The following is a 16,547-nucleotide window of genomic DNA, read 5'->3' as shown; positions in this document are numbered from 1 at the left end:
TTTTGTCGCAAATCGAAAATTCTCTTAGACCAGATGGTAAAATGCTGTCAAGCGGGGGAAGATGTGGAAACAAAGCGGAAAAAATCGGCGGGGGGCGGGAGGTTGAGTGGATTGGTGATCATGAAATAGAGGATAACGAATCAATTGAGTATATCGAGCGCCGCCCTTGGTCGATACTGAGACCTAAACCAAAAAGCGACATTAAGTGTACAAGCCGCTAGAATAATTCACCACGCGAGTCAAGTTGCCTGAAGATATGTGCAAATGTTCAAAAAGATGAAGGGGAGTAATGGGAGCGAATGCTTGTTTTTTCTTCAGTCGGAAGATAATAGTCAGCGAGTTGAAAATTTTTCTTGAAGTGTTTCCGGATCTTGCATCAAGTCGGCGAGAGTCATGTTGTCCAGTTCCCGTTCGATTACTTTGGAAAGATGCTGCCAGACAATCCGGGTGCGACAGTCGCTGGTCCTGGTGCATATGGTCGGATCAGAGCCGCACTGGGCGAGATTGATATCTCCTCCCATGGTGCGCACAATATCGCCCAGTGTGATTGTCGCTGGGTCCATGAGCAGAACATGTCCTCCATAGGCACCTCTCACGCTTTGGATATAACCGGCTTTTTTGAGCGGACGCAGAATTTGTTCGATGAACGGAACCGATATCTCGGTGTTTTCAGAGATGGAGGAGGCGCAGACAGGCGAATTGCCTTTTTGTTCCGCCAAATCGAGCAGAATTCGGGCGGCATAGCGGGAGCGAGCAGAAAGTTTCATGATGTTTTCCGTCGGATTAAGATTGTTGTGTACATGACCTTATGGTCATGATTTGCTCGGAACATCTCGCGGTAGTCAAGCAGGTATTGGGTAACGGATGATCTATGCATCGTCTTCATTCAGTCAAGTTTGCTGAAGAGGTGTAAAGTACGCAAAATGGACACCTCGGGGAGATTTGATTATGGACTTTCTGGTGCAACCGGAATCCTTGCAACTTGATTGAGGATGAGCATGTCGGAGCTTTGCAAGCCGGCCCAGATCCTCTCTGTTTTGAATAAGCCGAAAACTTCGCGCTGACAACTGCAGTCAATCTTGGACAACATTTGCTGATCGCGGCGGAGCCAAATAATGATTTATGACATCTACAATCTTGTATCCGGCCCCATGGTCTGGCTGGCTTTAGCCGTTTTAACTTTCGGTCTCATCTACAGACTTATGAATTATCGCCGCAAGGCATCCCTGGCCAGAAAGGGTCTTCCGGCTGACTTTCGCGCCAGTTGGGCGTTCGCATCGATCCTGCATTTTCTTCTTCCGCTGAACCGGACCGCGAAATCCAGCCCCTGGTCCACTGCCGCGGGTTTTGTCCTGCACGCCTGCCTGTTCACCGTGATCTTTTTTCTTTCGGCTCATGTGATCATGCTGGAAATGAGCTGGGGGGTTTCGTGGCCCTCTATTCCTGATGCATGGGCCGACGTTCTGGCAATACTTGCTCTGCTCAGCCTTTTGTTTTTTGCCTTGAAACGGCTATTGCACCCATCGCTCAGAGGATTGACAGAGAAGAAGGATATTCTGGTCTTGCTGCTGGTTGCCTTGCCGTTGATCACAGGATTGGCCGCACATCGTCAATGGGGCGATTATCCCGTGATGCTGACCCTGCACATCCTGAGTGCCAATTTCTTGCTGATTCTCATTCCCTTCACCAAGCTTTCCCACATGGTGCTTTTCTTTGTCTCCAGGGCCGCCACGGGGAGCGATTTCGGAAAGCGGGAGGTGGGGCCATGGTAACCGATAATACTGGATGGTAAAGTTGATGGTCGTTGATTCAAAGGCCTTGACCAGGGTTATGGCGGAAAAAGCCGGTGCGCGTTTGAAAATGTGGCTGGCCATCTGCTCACGGTGCGGGATGTGCGCCGAGGGGTGCCACTATTATGCCTCCAATCCCAAGCCGGAGCATGTTCCTGCCTACCGGATCAAGCCCTTGCTCGATCTTTACCGTAAACGCGGACGTGTGGACGGCGAGATGCTCGAGGTGTTGCGTGATGTCTGTTACGGAACGTGCACCATGTGCCAGCGCTGCACGATGTACTGTCCCCACGGCATCGGCATTGCTTCACTGGTACATGCGGCCCGGGGCGTTGCCGTCAGCATGGGGATGACTCCTCCAGGTCTGGCCAAGGGCATGCAGAATGCCCTGGAGTTCGGGAACAATCTCGCGGTGACAGAGGATGACTTCCTGGAAACCGTGGAATGGCAGCTGGAAGAGCTGCAGGAGGAAATGCCCACGGCCGTCGCTCCCCTGAACAAGGTGGGGGCGCGGTATCTGCTGACCTTTCATCCCCGGGACATCAAGTTTTATCCCCAGAATCTCTACAATTATCTGAAACTGTATAATGCCGCGGGAGTGGATTTTACCATTTCTCCCCAGTCCTGGGATTCCACGAACCTCGGACTGTTTGCTGGAGATGTGGCCGCAGCCTCCCGGCTGGCGAACAACGTGGTGGAGGTGGCTGAAAAACTCAAGGTCAAGGCGGTGATCACCGCGGAGTGAGGCCACTCCATGAAGGCCCTCGGGTTCGAGGCGCCATACTGGTTGGGCAGGCAATTCACCTTCGTGGCCACTCCTCCGATCAAGGTCTGGGCGGACTGCCTGCAGTCAGGAGCCCTGAAACTGAAACCCGGATATCATGAAACGCCTGTCACCTTTCAGGACTCCTGCAACTTCATCCGCAACGCTGGTATGTTCCTGCAATCCCGGGAGCTGATGTCCATGGTGGCGACGGATTACCGGGAGATGCATCCCTACGGCAACGCCACTTACTGCTGCGGCAATGGCGGCGGCCAGGGACTGATGCCGGAATACAAGCAGGCCAAGATCGCCGCTCTTAAGGCCAAGGCGGATTGCATCCGGGCCACTGGGGCGGAAGTCGTCGTCGTGGCCTGCCACAACTGCGAGGACGGGATTCAGGAAACATGCAAGGCGTATGAGCTGGATGCAAAGGTTGAATTGTTCAGCGCGTATTTGGCGGAAGCCGTGGATTTGGATGCTGGATGATGAAATTTGTTTGAACTCATTGGAATCTCATTGAAAGCTCGACCGTTTGATTACATAGGGCATACAAGGAGATCATCGCTTCCTGGATCGTGACCCATTTTGACAGGGAAGCAGAAAAATTACGCCCTGCATGACCAGCCAGGAAGCACATGAATTTCCAAATCCAGCGCTGCGGGGATTTTCGGGCCATGGGCTAGGGCTTGGGGTTGGCAGCAACGAGCCGGGCCGGGTTAAGCACGGCAGCGGCCAGCATGAGTACGGGGAGGAGGATTTGCAGAAGGCGTAGTTGGCGGAACGAATATATCGCTGATTAGCTATAAAAGCACGACCAGCAGCAGGGATATGAGGCCCGCTGATACCGGAGTGGCGACCCAGGCCAGCACGATCCTGACAAGGTTTCTTCCTTTCACCGTATGCACTCCGCCCACAAGGCCAACCCCCACAACGGCCCCCACAACGGCCTGTGACGAGGAGACCGGAATGCCCACCTGGGTGAAGAGGTGCAGGGTAATGGCCCCGGCAAGCACGGTGACGAAGGCTGTAAGCGGGTCAAGTGGGGCTATGCCCTTGCCCACGGTCATCATCACCCTGTGGCCGAAAGTCAAGACGCCCGATGCAATGGCCACCCCCCCAAAGAGGCTGGCCCCGAAGGGGTCCAGAAGCCCGGCGCCGACATACACCCCGGTGACGTTGGCCACATTGTTCGCGCCCAGGCTGTATGCACCATAACAGCCGGCAATAATAATTCCGAGAAAGTAGATTCTGTTGCGTATTGCCATGCCCAGGCCGAGGTGATTGAAAAGCCGGGTGAGCAGCCGAAGTAGGATATACCCGAAGACAAGCCCGCTGACGGGTGTAAGGACCCAGCAGGTGACAATTTTCGTGAGGCCGGAAAAGTCTGCCGAACCGCGGAACAGGGCTACACCAAGGATGGCGCCGACAATGGCGTGAGAGGAGGACGCCGGCATGCCCAGAACAGTCAGGCCGGCCATGGTCAAACCGGCGGCCAGGGCGCAGATGAATGCGTCCAGAGGTATGAGTTGCGAGAGCTCGGTCAACGCCTGCATGCATTTGGGGCCTTCGAGGACGGCCCCAACCATGACAAAGATTGCGGTGAGCCAGATGGCGGTTCGATAGGTGACCGTTCCGGTGGCTACAGCTGTACCGAAAATGTTGGCCGAATCGTTGGCCCCGAGGCTCCAGCCCAGAAAGAAGCCGCTAAGAATCTTCCACATGGAGGTTGCCGATGAGTTGCGTCAGGTTGAGGAATACGCAAAGACTCAGGGTTCACCTGAAGATCGAGCCAAGGATGCCCAAATGGTCGCTGGCGTCCTCGATCCGATCACTCACGGTGCAGAGGTTTGAGAGAAAGCCGGTGAGTAAATGACCTTCCCAGAAGTCCTGCACGGGGATGGACCTTGCGTCTTTCATCAGCCACGCCTCCATGTCGTCAACCCGTTTTTCGTAGATCCGGATGGCCAGGAGCTTTTCCTTTAAATCCTCGCCCGCGACCATTGCCTGAAGGATGATCCCCAACATGTCGCACATCTGCCGGTTCAGGAAGGCAACCCTGGAAGCATCCTTCCGCAGGGTCTCCGGCAAGCGGATCTCCCGAAAACAACTCGCGGCATGTTCCAGGGAGTCAAAGATCTGATCCACGATTTCAAAGTACCTGGAGAGTTCCGGACGCAGGTAGGGAAGAAAGGCCCCTTGGTAAATCAATTGAATCATATCCCGACGTAAAACGTCCGCTTCCCGCTCAATTTCCCGTACCAGCAGCATGCCATGGGAGTTCTTTCCCTCAATCGCGTCAAGAAAGGCATCGCAACCCGCGGCGAGATAATTGACGTGCCGGGCCATGCCCTGAATCACGTTCTTTTCGAGATCTCCATGGCCGACAAGTTTTTTAAGAAACATGATCTCCTCGCGCCCGCAGAATGAGCATGGCTGACATGAAGTCCATCATGGAGATGACGCCGATGATTTCCTCCTTGTCGCAGACGAAGAGACGAGCCACTCCGGCCTCTTTCATCAAGTCTGCGGCCTGGATCAAGGGAGTATCCTTGCTGATGCAAGAGATGGGGCGGGAGGCGATCTCCGATACGGGCACCTGCTTGGGATCCTTTCCGGGTGCCAGGACCTTGTAAACAATGTCTCGTGCCGTAATCACGCCGTTTTTCTTGTTGCCGCCGGGAAACAGGACCAGGAGGGACCGTATGCGCCGATCCACCATCAGCTCGAGGGCGTTGTACACGTTGGCGTCGGCGCTTATGGACTCGAGTCGTGTCGTCATGAAATCATTTACATTCACAAAAATGCCTCCTGAAAGGTAACTGCTTCTTCGTAACAGAATTGACGGCTAATTATTCAAATGTTGTCGACTTCTGTTGCTTGTAGGTTTGTTCTCGGCGACAGTCGAGGGTGTCGCTCAAAAGGTCCGGGCATTACCAGAAAGCTTCTCTTACAACAGGCATTCCCGCCTTTGCGGTACGACGTGCGTCGTCAAGCTTGTCATGCCCGATAAGAGGGCATCCTGGCATGCTTGCCACAAGTTTTTGGCAATTACCGGTTATGCCTGAATGCATTACTCCTAAAAATGCGCCCTGTTGACACCACTCACGATACTTTGGATATCCGTATCCAGAGATATGCCTGGGAGTCAAGCGCGAAAGCATCCCGTGGCAGATTTGTTCTCACAGTTGGTTTAACCTGTTTTAGCGGATCGAAACTCCCTCGGCGGCCTCGTAAAACCGGCTGTTTGCGCAGGTATAACAAAAGTCTATGCAATCTGCGTCCGGGCAACTTCCTTGATGAACGATCACCACAGCTCATAGTTTCCGAAACAAGAATCGCCACAACACCGTGGGAATCTTGCGCCTAGAGCGATTGGAAGGCGGAGCTGGCACCCTTAGCCGACGATTACTCGAACCGGCGATCACTCGCGCTATTCACCGCCTGGCGTGGCACTCTCCGCACATGATATAACCCGTATGGAGGCCACGGCTATGGTATTCCTGATGACAGCCGATGCATTGCACATGAAATGCCTGCATCAGGCCCATGACATGCTCGTTTCCGTCTACTGTATGACAATCCGAACAGTAATTCTTTCCGGAATACATGTCCCAGACGTTCTCTTCATTAACATAATCGTGATGGCAATCCGTGCATTCAAGGGATTCATAGTGTAAAAGATGGTTGAACTCGACACCCGGACGCTGTCGTGGTTCAAAAGCTTCGCTCTTTATAAAAAAAGTATCTTCTTGTGCTACAATAGTGCCGGAAAACAAGACAATCGTTGCAAGGAAACATAAGAATATAACTTTTTTATGCATGCACTTCTCCATTTTTAGTGATGGATTTCATGAGTGAAAGCCGTTGAATGAATATGCACTCGGCCAAGGGATGTAAGATGGTCCTGTAGGCGAGGGCTTGCTCCATTTCTTGTAGACAGCTGACAACGTAAAGGGATGCAAGCCATGATCTAGAGGATAAACGTCATTGAAATCAAAATTGCAATTCAAATAGCTTTCAGAAAATATTTCATATTTTTACAGCTATAAAAAAGGCCTGCCTGCGTGGACAAACACGCGGACAGGCCTTTATGCAAAATGAATTCCGTTCAGCCGATGGTCTGCCTCACGATCTTCAACAGTTTCATCCTTTAGTGCGGCTAAACCGGATTTACTCCTCTTCGCCTTCCTCTTCCTTGGGCTTGAGATGCTCAGGAACAATCATCATCTTGATCACCAACGGTTTGAGGAAGGACCAGCGGATGCCCATGGGATACTCTTCCTCAAGGTCGCGGATGGCGTCCCAGCAGTTGTGGCAGGGCGCGATCACCAGCTTTGCCCCGGTGTCCAGGATCTGCTGCCTTTTCTTGAGCAGGGCGATGTTGCGCTGGGGCCGATATTTTCCGATACCGTTGAATCCGCCGCCACCACCACAACAATAATTGTATTCCTTGTTCGGAGCCATTTCCACGAAGTAGCCGGGCTCCACGAGATAACTGATAATTTCGCGGGTGATGTTTTTCAAACCCTGGTTGCGGACGTAGTTGCAGGAATCCTGAAGCGTGACCGGTTCCTTGATGAGTTTGGCCGGATCAATCTTGATTCTGCCGGTGCGCAGCATCTCAGCCAGCCATTCCACGTAGTGAATATAGGGCCTGGGAGGCTGGCCGTCTTCGCGACCGGCCCAGTACGGTCCTTCGATGACCGTGGCCCGGTGGGCGTGGCCGCATTCCGTGCCCGTGACCCGCTTGGGCCGTAGCCGCTCTATGGCATCATAGACGTGCAGGACGTTCTGCTTGCAACCTTCCCAGTCCCCGGCGAAGAGGGTCAACGAAGTTTGTTCCCAGCCTTCAGAGGGGACCGTCCAGTTCTCACCGGCCACATGAAACAAAATGGCCGCCTCCGCGATGTCTTCAGGATAGTGTTTGGCTTCGCGGGCGTTGAGGGTGTACATGATGTCCGCGTCTTCCTTGTCCACGGGAATTTCCAGGCCAGGCCATTCCTCGCAGTTCTCATCCGCCATCCATTCACACGTGTCGACCCAGTCCTCGGTGGTCACGTCCATTTGCGCCTTGTACACCCTGTGCATGCCGGATCCGATCTTCAGCTCCCAGGGTACGAAACCCTGCGAAAAGAGCAGTCCCCGCAGATAGGAGAACATGACGCCCATGTCGATGCCGTGAGGACAGAACTGGCCGCACCGATTACAGCAGGTGCACCAGCTCCAGGCAATGTCCATGCATCGGCGCATGAAGGCATTGTCAACCTTGCCTTTCCTTTTGACGATCTCGCCAAGGGTGGCATGGATCTTGGCAGCCGGCACCTGCTCCGGTTTCCGATCGTTGCATTCGTAAAGAAAACAACTGTCCGCGCAGAGGCCGCAACGGGCGCAAATATTGAGCCAGGTCTTCAGCCTGGATTTCATCGTGTTCTGAATAGTCGCCCAGAGCTTGTCCGTGTCGACATCCAGTTGTTCCATTTCCGCGTAGTATTGTCTGCCGCCCTTGTCGCCAAGCGTGAGCTTCAACTGCTCGTCGGTGACGATGGGCTGTTTGTTGCAAAGAATTCCTTCGGGCATATTCTATCTCCCTGATGTTAACTGTAGAGTGCCTGGGTGATTACCAGGACATTTGGGAGCCTTTCATCCCACCGCGCTTGATTCCATAGTCCATGCCCAGTTGGGCACGGGTCATAAAGAAGAGAACCGCATGGTTGAGGCGGGTGAAGACGAGGCTTAACAAAAAGATATGGCCTGTGATGATGTGGACCAACAACCAGAAATGATAATCACCGACATTGTACCTGGCAATCAAACCGGTCAAAAATGGCGCCACTGCGATGATGATCAAGACGTAGTCGTACATGGATGTGAGGATTCTGACTTCAGGATAGGCAATGCGACGAAGAATGAGAAAAATCCCGCCGACCACGACAATCCAGGAAAGAGCATCGGCCACGCCGCTGGAAAAGGCCGGGAGGCGGATGCCCCAGCTGTCCTTGAGCATGATGTTGTGGGCTTCAAGAAAAATGGGAGTGAAGACCAGGCCAATATGAAAGGCGAAAAAAAGGAGAGTAAACAGAGGCTTTGCCCTCCATCCGTGAGATCCCCATGGAAGGAGCCAGAAAAAAATGGATCTGGCCGCGCCCTTCAAACCATACTGCATGTTCGGCCGGTATCCCACACGATCCAGACGCCAGTCCAGACCGCGGATGTACGTCACGACATGATAGGTCAATCCTACGACCACGATCAGGAAGGTGATCCAGACCATTGGTCCCGTCAAAAAATTATACATGTGCGTCTCCTCGAGCATCACTGTTGTTGCGGGTCATGAGACAGTTCGAGCCTGTGGCCGCGAATGACGCGGGTTCGATATCGAACCCGGCGTCATTGAAAAAACCATGGGGCCTAGTGCCCATGCTCGTTGCCTTCACTTTTGCGATGGGGGTTTTCAATAGGCGTTTTCTCACCCATCAAAAACTGCCACCAGAGGACAGCGCCGATCAGGATGCCGCCCATCAGCAGGTAGGTAATCCCTTTGCTATGCAGGTAAAACTCGTGCAACGTATTGAATTCCATGTCTTAACCTCCCTGAAAGCTCAGTGCAGAGCCTTGTATTTCGGATGCTCAAAAAAGACGGGCATTTTTAAGGAAACAAAGCGGAACACCACCAGGCCGACGGTAACGATGAAGATGGAAATGATGATTTCCATGATGCTCGGGAAATACCGTGATTCCGCGGGTAAGTGAAAGTTGTACGCGACAAGGGAGACGTTGAACCGGTTCAACACGATGCCCAGCACGGTGATGACCGCCGTCCACTTGATAAGCGCGAAGTTCCTTTCACGAGCCGCCACGGCATAGAGAAAGGCCGGCAAGGCAACGAAGCAGAGCAGTTCCACGAGAAACCAGACGCCATAACCGGTGGAGAAATAATGCCAGTTGTTGTCGTAGGCGACACCGATCATCTTCAGCGCAAAGTAACCAAACAGAACCCAGGAACACGCTTTGGCAAAGCTGAGTACCACGTAGTCGTGATTCTTGTTGTACTCGTTGTCCATCATTCTGTGCAGGTAACGATGCGACAGCGCCCCCTCGAACATGACCATGGAAAGGCCGGCCGCAATACTGGAGACAAAGAAGAATATCGGCAAATAGGGGCTGTACCAGAGGGGATGAATTTTCATGGGCGCAATGAGATACAAAGCCCCCAGTGAAGACTGGTGCAGGGTCGAGAGTACAACACCGAAGATGGTCAGGACAAAGGTCAGTTTGATGAGGGGCTCGCGCAGCTTCTTCCAGCCTTTCCATTCAAAAACCGCTGGCAGGAATTCGAGGAACAGGACCGTGAGGTACAAAAAGACGCACAAACCTACTTCAAAGAGCAGCGACGTGACGCCTTGCTGTACGAATAGCGGGTAGGGCAGACGCCAGGGGCGACCAACGTCGTAATGCAGTGCCAGAACGACCAGGATATAGCCTAACAGGGCGGTCAGCAGCGCCGGACGGACGGCTGTATGGAATCTTTTCAGGCCGAAGATATAGCAGGCCGCGGCGGTGGTATAGCCGCCGGCTGCCAGAGCAACACCGCAGAGCAGGTCAAAGCTGATCCAGATGCCCCAGGGATAGTTGTCGTCGAGATTGGTGACCGCGCCTAGACCGCCGGTAAAACGAATGACCGTGACGATGAGCCCGGCGATGATGATCAGGCCCGTCACGATGTTGAATGGCGTAAAGTACGACTTGGAGTCATTTTGGGTTACGTTGCTCATTTGCCGCTCTCCTCTTCCGGTTTGCTTTCCTGCTCTTTCTCGGCAAGTGCTTCCTTGACGGCCTTTTTCACTTCATTTTCCAAGCGGCGGTTTGCGGATTCTTCGGCTTTCGCCAAAGCCTCGGCTTTTTCGGACTCCGCTTTGGCTTTGGCCTCGGCCAGAGCTTTCGCGATTTCGTCCTCTTTTTCCTGTTGGGCGATTTTGTCCTTGCGCTTGTTGATGGCATAGATGCCGCCCAGAAGGATGGGCCAGACGCCCACGACGATCGGAACAGCCGCCAGGGCGCCGGAGGTCAATTCAGGCGCGGATTTGGTTCCCAAATCCTCCCGAAGGCCGACCTGGCTGAAGGGAACTCCCGAGATGTACATCCAACTCGTGCCGCCCATCTCGTTTTCACCGTAGACATGGGGCACATATCTGCCGGGGAACAATTCGAAACGTCTGCGGGCCATTCGGATCAATTCGTCGCGAGGGCCGTAGGTCATGGCTTCCACCGGACAGATGTCCACACAACCGGGAAGCCGCAACTCGCCGGCCCGCATCTGCGGACCGCACAGCGTGCACTTCATCACGCGGGGAGTAAGGACCTTGTTGTATTCGTAGGTGGGAATCTCGAAAGGACAGGCGATCATGCAGTAACGACAGCCGACGCATACGGTGTCGTCGTAGGCCACGGAACTGTCCGGCAGCTTGCGGAACGCCGCCACGAAACAAGAGGATGCACAGGCCGGTTCAATGCAGTGATTGCATTGGTTTTTCCGAAAGACCGGACCACCAGGCAAGTCGAATCTGTTGACGATGGTATAGGTGGTCGCATCGGTTCGGCGGGGAGTTTTGAGAACGTCAAGGTTGTCGAAAGGTACCTCGGGTTCCGGGAGATTGTTGACCTTGTTGCAGGCCATTTCGCATCTCCGGCAACCGATGCAGCGAGTACCATCGAAAAGTACTCCCGGGGTGCCATGAAAAAAACTGAAGTCCCGGACTGCAGCCTTGGCCGGGGCCGGAGCTGCGAGTCCAGCTCCGGCTGCGCCCATCAATCCAAGGAATGATCTGCGTTTCATATATCAATCTCCTTACAGGCTATCCGTTATCTTTCGATTTATGGCAGGAGTAACAGTCCGTAGCCACTGGCTCTTCCAACTCCATTTCCTGGTGACAGGACATGCACTGGATGTGGTAGGCAGCCAAAAGGCCAGGCCGTCCCACACGACCGATCGGTGAACGCTGGTCATGGCATGTCTGGCAGCTTGGAGGCGTTGCGGACAGCGGGCTGTGATGGTGACACCCCTGACACATGGTTACCGGAGTATCATGGAATACCGTCGCGAGGGAATTGTCCTGCATTCTCTCCATCATGCTCAGGACGATCTTGCGGTGAGGCAACTCGGCGGGTTGATATTGGTCAGCCAAGACATCAATTATCACGACATCCGGAATATCTTCCACTGGGATCAGCAGCGGCTCCGTGGGGCGCTTGTCGATAATCTGCTGCGCCAAGAGCGCCCGTCCTTCCTTGTCCTCTGGGATGGCAAAGGGTTCACGGGGCGGCATGCGGCCATTCGGCTGGGCCGGAATGAGCATTTCCGTGTAGTCCGAAAAATTCCGCGCTTCTTCATTGTTGTTTCGATTTGAAGCGTCAGGATTGACGTGACACACGGCACAGCTTGCCGCCGGCGGCTCCGTACCCTGCGGCATCGCGGCATGACAGCCCGCGCAACTGGGATCATTCTTGAGTTCGTTGTGGCAGCCGACGCAGCTGTACGTGCTTTGTGCCGAGTGCATTGCCTGTTCCAGGGTGATGTAGCCGCCCTGCTCCGTACCTCGGAGGGTGTGGCAATCGGTGCAGGAGCTTTTCAATGTCTCATGGTGACACGATCGGCAAGTATCGGTCTGGTGTTCATGCAGCTCGTGATTGAAGGCAACCGGATACATCAAGGTAGGACGTGTGCGGTCGTTATCTTCGGGCACCGTGGCGGTCAGAAGAACGGCATCGGGCTGGTTGCGCGGCAGGCGCGGCAGGACGCCGTCCATTTCAGCAAGCCGTTCCTGATGCTTGGCCTGCAATTCCAAGGACTGGGCCGTGCCGTGGCAGGACGCGCAATCAAGCGGTCCGTTGCGCTCCACATCCTCTGCCCGCAGGTCCAGGTGACATCCTACGCACTGGCCGTGAAAGGCTTCGGCAAGATTTGACTTCACAGGGTCTTGCGGCTCCGAGGTGTGGCAAGAGCGGCAGCCTTCCTCCGCAAACTTGATGTAGACAAGTTCTTCCTTGTCCGGATCGTAGTCATGGTGACACTGACCGCAGTTGGTCTCCTCGCCTTCATCATTGGGAATCAAGTCGGAACTCCAGTGGATGTAGTGCAGCATGTTGTCCATGCCGCCTGAGACCCACTCCTGGGTGACGCTCGGCTCAACGTGGCATTTTCGGCACTCACCGATTTGCGGACCGGGATTCGCCAAGCCTGCCCTGGCATTGTCGGCATGACAGCTTGTACAGTTCGTGTGATACAGATCTTTTAACTCCGCTGCAGGAGGATCTTCCAGTCGCATGTACTTGAAGGAGATCACATCCTGATCGTTCCTGATGTGACATGCGCTACAGTCCTTGTCCTGTTCGGCCACTGCCTCGGTGTGCAAATCGTGTAGAAAGGGGACAGCCTGGGCCTGTTTTGTCGTCTGCTTTGCTATGGCCTGAATCATGATTAGATCCGCTCTGCCGGAATTGTTTCCGGAAGAACTGATCATGCTCATGACGTCGGCTTGTACTAAAAGCACGCAAAATACTACAAACAGGCAACCGGACAATCCCAGTACATATTTCCTGTATGCCATGAAAATCGCTCCCTTTTTCACATACGTTGAGCGTGTTGCTTGCTGCCAATCGAATTGCCTCTGCCTCGTGTCCGCATTAACCGGCACTTATACATTCACCATGTCACCAGTACGCTCCTTTTATGAAATTTTTCACGCATCCAGAATCTGGATGCATTGATATGACCGATTGTGGTGCCGCGGGCAAAATATAATAACCTCTTTATATTGGAGGGTATTTCTGAAAAACCGTAGAGCAAACAGGTCTGGTGCGGAAGCAATATAGCCGCATCAGTAGGCGGGTTTTTAGGAAGTCTAGGTAGATGAGCCGGCGTGTATTGTCAAGCAGTTCCGACATGCTTGTGAAAAATATAGCGCAATGAAATGCTTTATATGAGCATGAAATTACTGATTTTTTATTGCGTGCTGGAACTTACGGCTTCGCTTGACTTCCGTGGAATCGGCTGCGTTGCCGGTGGGGAGACAATCTCGATGATGAGGGGGAGGGAGTGAATCTCAGGGAAGAAAAAGGCAGCGATTCGTCTCGCCAGAACAAATCCCGTCGCCAGGCCGGCTGCAGCTCCAAGAAAGACATTCAAATCTTCGTTGGTGAAGGGCGAGAAACAGCAAGTTGTCGCCAGGACTCCACAAGCAAGCCCCAGCAGAGGAATGAAAAAAAGAATGAAGGGAGCTGCTGTTTTTGCCTTTTGCTGTTCAACCACCCGTACAGACTGGCCGACTGCCGCGCCAATGGGGTTTTGCACGGCGATGACTCGAGTGGGAAGCTCCTGGTTGCCACAGGGCGAGGCGCAGGAGCAGGTGGCGCATTGTTCAGAAGAATCCGGCAGCACTTGGGCCTGCAACCCGTGGCGGGATAGGACCTTGCCTGTGAAGGACATCATGTTCTTCTGTGTCGGTGGAGTTTGCGGTTTCACAAAAACAAACCAGCGGATCAGATGTATCGACTCGGTTGAGGTCCTGGTTGCCTTGGTTTTGCGGCGATGAGGTTGCCGTGCAAGGAGTTTCTCCGTAATGAAGTTTCGTGATTCAGCTATTGGGGCCACGCTCCAGCCGGAACTTCGTCCCAAGTGTGTTGCACCGCTGCCGCACTGGGGTGCGGCAGCTCCCTGGATTTAACCGTTGATTGCCACAAGTTTTTGAGCAGTTACATTTTGCGGTCTCGCAGTGTTTGACTGAGCCGGATACCGATACCGACCACGACCCGAGCCAAACCCGACAACAGCATTAGTATCGCTGAGTAGTTACATTTGTTCAAGCAATGGTTCGATGTTACGAAGCCGGTGAAAGGAGTTTGCGAGGCAGCAATACTATTTGCCAATGCAAAATTGTTGAAAAATCGACTCCAAAACTTCATCAGAGGTAATTTCTCCAGTGATTTCGGCGAGCATAAGGCTTGCGGATTCGAGACGAACACCGAGCAGATCGTAGGGTACGTTTTTCTGGATATCCTCGCGCAGCCGTTCCAGTTCCAGGTCGGCCTGTTCCAGGGCCCGGCTTTGACGCAGGTTCAGGGTCAAGGCATCCGGCCGCGGCTCCGGGGAGTTTGCGGTCAATTTCCGCCAGATATAGTCTTGCAACGTTTGCAAACCATCGCCGTTTATCGCGGAAACCGGAACGACGTCATACCCCTGACTGGAAAAAAAGGATTCTGTTTTTGGATCGCGCTTCAGGTCGCATTTGTTGGCCACGATGAGCGTTCTGTGGGGAGGAAAGAGGGGCAGCTCATGATCCTTGAATACGGCAAGCGGGTCCTGGGCCGCGATGTCCACCACAAGCAAAATCAGGTCCGCCTCAGTTTGAAATTGCCGGGCCAAGGCCATGCCTTCCCGTTCCAGTGCTCCAGCCTCCTTGTGCGACCCCGCGACATCCACGAGCCGAACGGACAAGCCATGCAAGGTGATTCGTTCCTCCAGGTAGTCCCTGGTTGTACCGGGTTCCGGGCTGACAATGGCACGTTGGCGGCCCAGGAGCTGGTTGAGCAGACTGGATTTGCCCGCGTTGACCGCTCCGGAAAGGACGCAAAGCGCGCCATGGTTCCAGATGCGGCTTTGGACATGACCTTCCAGTAAAATGCCCAGCTGTTCCCGGATCTTCTCAACGGACAGCAGAAACGACTCCGGAGAAAGGCATTCGACTTCTTCCTCCGGGAAATCCACGGCCAGACAGAGCTGAGCACGCAATTCTTCCAGGCGAGCACGCAATTGCTGAAGACAGAGCCCAAGCGCGCCGGACAATTTGTTCTGGGCCAGAAGCGAGGCGGTGGGAGAAACGGCGGAAATGATTTCAGCCACGGCTTCGGCCTGGGTCAGGTCCATGCGGCCATTGAGAAAGGCCCGCTGGGTAAATTCACCAGGGTTTGCAGGGTGAACGCCATGCTGGAGCAGGGTTTCCAAGATGCTTTGCAGAACGACAGGTGAGCCGTGGCAGTTTATTTCCACCACGTCCTCTCCTGTAAATGAGCCGGGACCGGGCATGAAGGCAACAAGTACCTCGTCCAGGATTTGCCCTGAACCATTCAGGAAGTGTCCGTGATGCAACCGGTAGGGGCGCAGCTCCGTGAATGTTTCACGGGAGGAGGAAAAATGCGCGGATACGATCCTCTTGGCGCATGGCCCGCTGACTCGAATGATCCCAACTGCGCCGTGTCCCGGCGGTGTGGCAATCGCGGCAATGGTTTCCGCGGGAAAGGCGATCATGTCGGATGCTGCTGATCGCCGGCGGAAGTCTCCATGGGTTCTTTCGGGGCCGATGCCCGGGGAATGATCAGCACCCGCTTCAATGGACCGTCGCCCTTGCTCTTGGTGTGAATATCCGTAATAGGCTGCAGGGCGAGGTGGACAATGCGGCGTTGGTAGGAGGGGAGAGGCTTGGTGCTCTGCGGCGTTGCCGTGGCTTTGGCCTTCTCCGCCAGGGTCACCGCCAGGATGCCGAGTTCATTGTCCTGCTTTTCCCTGAAACCGCCGGCATCGAGCATGATGCGTACCGCGTTGGGCCAGCGACGGGCGATGATCCGGTTGACGATGTATTCCAGTGCGCCGAGTACCTGACCGTCCCGGCCAAGCAGCGTTTCAATGTCGCCCTGGGATTCGATGGTTGCCTTGATCATGTCCGATTGCTGTTCGACCCTGACCTGGGGACTGTCGACAATAGCGGAGGTAATGCGCTCGGTTATGGTCCGGATCATCGTCTCCAGCTCGCCGATGCGCATCCGGGGCTGTGCCTTGATCCTGGCCTTGCGCACACCCACAAGGCCGAAAATTCCCGAGGAGCCGCCCTCGAGGATCGATATTTCCAGCTCCTCACGGGGACATGAAAAAAAGGTGCAGGCATCCTCGATGGCGTCGTCAACACTTTTGTTTTGAAAATCTTTTGCTTCGTTCATTCGGCAAT

General features: G+C 54.2%; 16 protein-coding genes. 2 read left to right on the top strand and 14 right to left on the bottom strand.

Annotated elements, in window-relative coordinates; translation table 11 throughout:
• Window positions 1–332 precede the first annotated feature (332 nt).
• Entirely contained in the window at window positions 333–767 is a 435-nt protein-coding gene (locus ACYQ15_RS08980; protein WP_459937180.1) for an RrF2 family transcriptional regulator, read from the bottom strand.
• A 348-nt stretch (window positions 768–1,115) separates the two neighbouring features.
• Here ACYQ15_RS08980 and ACYQ15_RS08975 point away from each other — a divergent pair, with 348 nt between their 5' ends.
• Both ACYQ15_RS08975 and ACYQ15_RS08970 read left to right on the top strand, forming a co-directional pair.
• Window positions 1,116–1,772: a TmcC family electron transfer complex membrane anchor subunit gene (locus ACYQ15_RS08975; RefSeq protein ID WP_459937179.1), complete on the top strand. Its 657-nt coding sequence runs from the start codon at window positions 1,116–1,118 to the stop codon at window positions 1,770–1,772.
• 25 nt (window positions 1,773–1,797) lie between these two features.
• The gene (locus ACYQ15_RS08970) at window positions 1,798–3,039 is read left to right on the top strand and encodes a (Fe-S)-binding protein (RefSeq protein ID WP_459937178.1); all 1,242 of its coding nucleotides are present in this window, start codon (window positions 1,798–1,800) and stop codon (window positions 3,037–3,039) included.
• 314 nt (window positions 3,040–3,353) lie between these two features.
• Here the strand turns inward: ACYQ15_RS08970 and ACYQ15_RS08965 are convergent, their stop codons facing one another.
• The 13 genes from ACYQ15_RS08965 to ACYQ15_RS08905 all read right to left on the bottom strand — a co-directional run bounded on the left by ACYQ15_RS08965 (window position 3,354) and on the right by ACYQ15_RS08905 (window position 16,539).
• Window positions 3,354–4,274 (bottom strand): inorganic phosphate transporter, encoded by a 921-nt coding sequence (locus tag ACYQ15_RS08965; RefSeq protein WP_459937177.1) that lies wholly within the window; start codon window positions 4,272–4,274, stop codon window positions 3,354–3,356.
• Between the two features lie 52 nt (window positions 4,275–4,326).
• A complete protein-coding gene (locus tag ACYQ15_RS08960) occupies window positions 4,327–4,956 on the bottom strand; it encodes a TIGR00153 family protein (RefSeq protein WP_459937176.1) in 630 nt (209 codons plus the stop codon).
• Window positions 4,946–5,350 (bottom strand): CBS domain-containing protein, encoded by a 405-nt coding sequence (locus tag ACYQ15_RS08955; RefSeq protein WP_459937175.1) that lies wholly within the window; start codon window positions 5,348–5,350, stop codon window positions 4,946–4,948. Before ACYQ15_RS08955 ends, ACYQ15_RS08960 begins: the two co-directional genes overlap by 11 nt.
• Before the next feature lie 637 nt (window positions 5,351–5,987).
• Window positions 5,988–6,374, bottom strand: coding sequence for a cytochrome c3 family protein (locus tag ACYQ15_RS08950; RefSeq protein ID WP_459937174.1), 387 nt, complete (start codon window positions 6,372–6,374; stop codon window positions 5,988–5,990).
• A 349-nt stretch (window positions 6,375–6,723) separates the two neighbouring features.
• Entirely contained in the window at window positions 6,724–8,130 is a 1,407-nt protein-coding gene (hmcF, locus tag ACYQ15_RS08945; protein WP_459937173.1) for a sulfate respiration complex iron-sulfur protein HmcF, read from the bottom strand.
• A gap of 40 nt (window positions 8,131–8,170) precedes the next feature.
• Window positions 8,171–8,848 (bottom strand): sulfate respiration complex protein HmcE, encoded by a 678-nt coding sequence (hmcE, locus tag ACYQ15_RS08940; RefSeq protein ID WP_459937172.1) that lies wholly within the window; start codon window positions 8,846–8,848, stop codon window positions 8,171–8,173.
• A 113-nt stretch (window positions 8,849–8,961) separates the two neighbouring features.
• Window positions 8,962–9,132, bottom strand: coding sequence for a sulfate respiration complex protein HmcD (gene hmcD / locus ACYQ15_RS08935; RefSeq protein WP_459937171.1), 171 nt, complete (start codon window positions 9,130–9,132; stop codon window positions 8,962–8,964).
• Between the two features lie 20 nt (window positions 9,133–9,152).
• The gene (gene hmcC, locus ACYQ15_RS08930; protein WP_459937170.1) at window positions 9,153–10,325 is read right to left on the bottom strand and encodes a sulfate respiration complex protein HmcC; all 1,173 of its coding nucleotides are present in this window, start codon (window positions 10,323–10,325) and stop codon (window positions 9,153–9,155) included.
• Complete coding sequence (gene hmcB, locus ACYQ15_RS08925; RefSeq protein ID WP_459937169.1) at window positions 10,322–11,386, bottom strand: sulfate respiration complex iron-sulfur protein HmcB; 1,065 nt, start codon at window positions 11,384–11,386, stop codon at window positions 10,322–10,324. The genes hmcC and hmcB overlap by 4 nt, the downstream gene beginning before the upstream one ends.
• Window positions 11,387–11,405: 19 nt before the next feature.
• Window positions 11,406–13,157 (bottom strand): sulfate respiration complex hexadecaheme cytochrome HmcA, encoded by a 1,752-nt coding sequence (gene hmcA, locus ACYQ15_RS08920; RefSeq protein ID WP_459937168.1) that lies wholly within the window; start codon window positions 13,155–13,157, stop codon window positions 11,406–11,408.
• Between the two features lie 395 nt (window positions 13,158–13,552).
• The gene (locus ACYQ15_RS08915; RefSeq protein ID WP_459937167.1) at window positions 13,553–14,071 is read right to left on the bottom strand and encodes a SoxR reducing system RseC family protein; all 519 of its coding nucleotides are present in this window, start codon (window positions 14,069–14,071) and stop codon (window positions 13,553–13,555) included.
• A gap of 393 nt (window positions 14,072–14,464) precedes the next feature.
• Window positions 14,465–15,853, bottom strand: a complete 1,389-nt coding sequence (mnmE, locus tag ACYQ15_RS08910; protein WP_459937166.1) for a tRNA uridine-5-carboxymethylaminomethyl(34) synthesis GTPase MnmE — start codon at window positions 15,851–15,853, stop codon at window positions 14,465–14,467.
• The gene (locus ACYQ15_RS08905; protein WP_459937165.1) at window positions 15,850–16,539 is read right to left on the bottom strand and encodes a Jag family protein; all 690 of its coding nucleotides are present in this window, start codon (window positions 16,537–16,539) and stop codon (window positions 15,850–15,852) included. The genes mnmE and ACYQ15_RS08905 overlap by 4 nt, the downstream gene beginning before the upstream one ends.
• Window positions 16,540–16,547: the final 8 nt, after the last annotated feature.

Source organism: Desulfonatronum parangueonense, from assembly GCF_054656975.1.
Note: the sequence above shows the minus strand (reverse complement) of the source record. Positions and strands in the feature narration are given on the sequence as shown.

Excerpts from the sequence above, each read along its gene's own strand:
- ACYQ15_RS08980 (WP_459937180.1), bottom strand. The coding sequence starts at position 767 with ATGAAACTTTCTGCTCGCTCCCGCTATGCCGCCCGAATTCTGCTCGAT.
- ACYQ15_RS08975 (WP_459937179.1), top strand. The coding sequence starts at position 1,116 with ATGATTTATGACATCTACAATCTTGTATCCGGCCCCATGGTCTGGCTG.
- ACYQ15_RS08965 (WP_459937177.1), bottom strand. The coding sequence starts at position 4,274 with ATGTGGAAGATTCTTAGCGGCTTCTTTCTGGGCTGGAGCCTCGGGGCC.
- ACYQ15_RS08960 (WP_459937176.1), bottom strand. The coding sequence starts at position 4,956 with ATGTTTCTTAAAAAACTTGTCGGCCATGGAGATCTCGAAAAGAACGTG.
- ACYQ15_RS08950 (WP_459937174.1), bottom strand. The coding sequence starts at position 6,374 with ATGCATAAAAAAGTTATATTCTTATGTTTCCTTGCAACGATTGTCTTG.
- hmcF (WP_459937173.1), bottom strand. The coding sequence starts at position 8,130 with ATGCCCGAAGGAATTCTTTGCAACAAACAGCCCATCGTCACCGACGAG.
- hmcE (WP_459937172.1), bottom strand. The coding sequence starts at position 8,848 with ATGTATAATTTTTTGACGGGACCAATGGTCTGGATCACCTTCCTGATC.
- hmcD (WP_459937171.1), bottom strand. The coding sequence starts at position 9,132 with ATGGAATTCAATACGTTGCACGAGTTTTACCTGCATAGCAAAGGGATT.
- hmcC (WP_459937170.1), bottom strand. The coding sequence starts at position 10,325 with ATGAGCAACGTAACCCAAAATGACTCCAAGTCGTACTTTACGCCATTC.
- hmcB (WP_459937169.1), bottom strand. The coding sequence starts at position 11,386 with ATGAAACGCAGATCATTCCTTGGATTGATGGGCGCAGCCGGAGCTGGA.
- hmcA (WP_459937168.1), bottom strand. The coding sequence starts at position 13,157 with ATGGCATACAGGAAATATGTACTGGGATTGTCCGGTTGCCTGTTTGTA.
- mnmE (WP_459937166.1), bottom strand. The coding sequence starts at position 15,853 with ATGATCGCCTTTCCCGCGGAAACCATTGCCGCGATTGCCACACCGCCG.
- ACYQ15_RS08905 (WP_459937165.1), bottom strand. The coding sequence starts at position 16,539 with ATGAACGAAGCAAAAGATTTTCAAAACAAAAGTGTTGACGACGCCATC.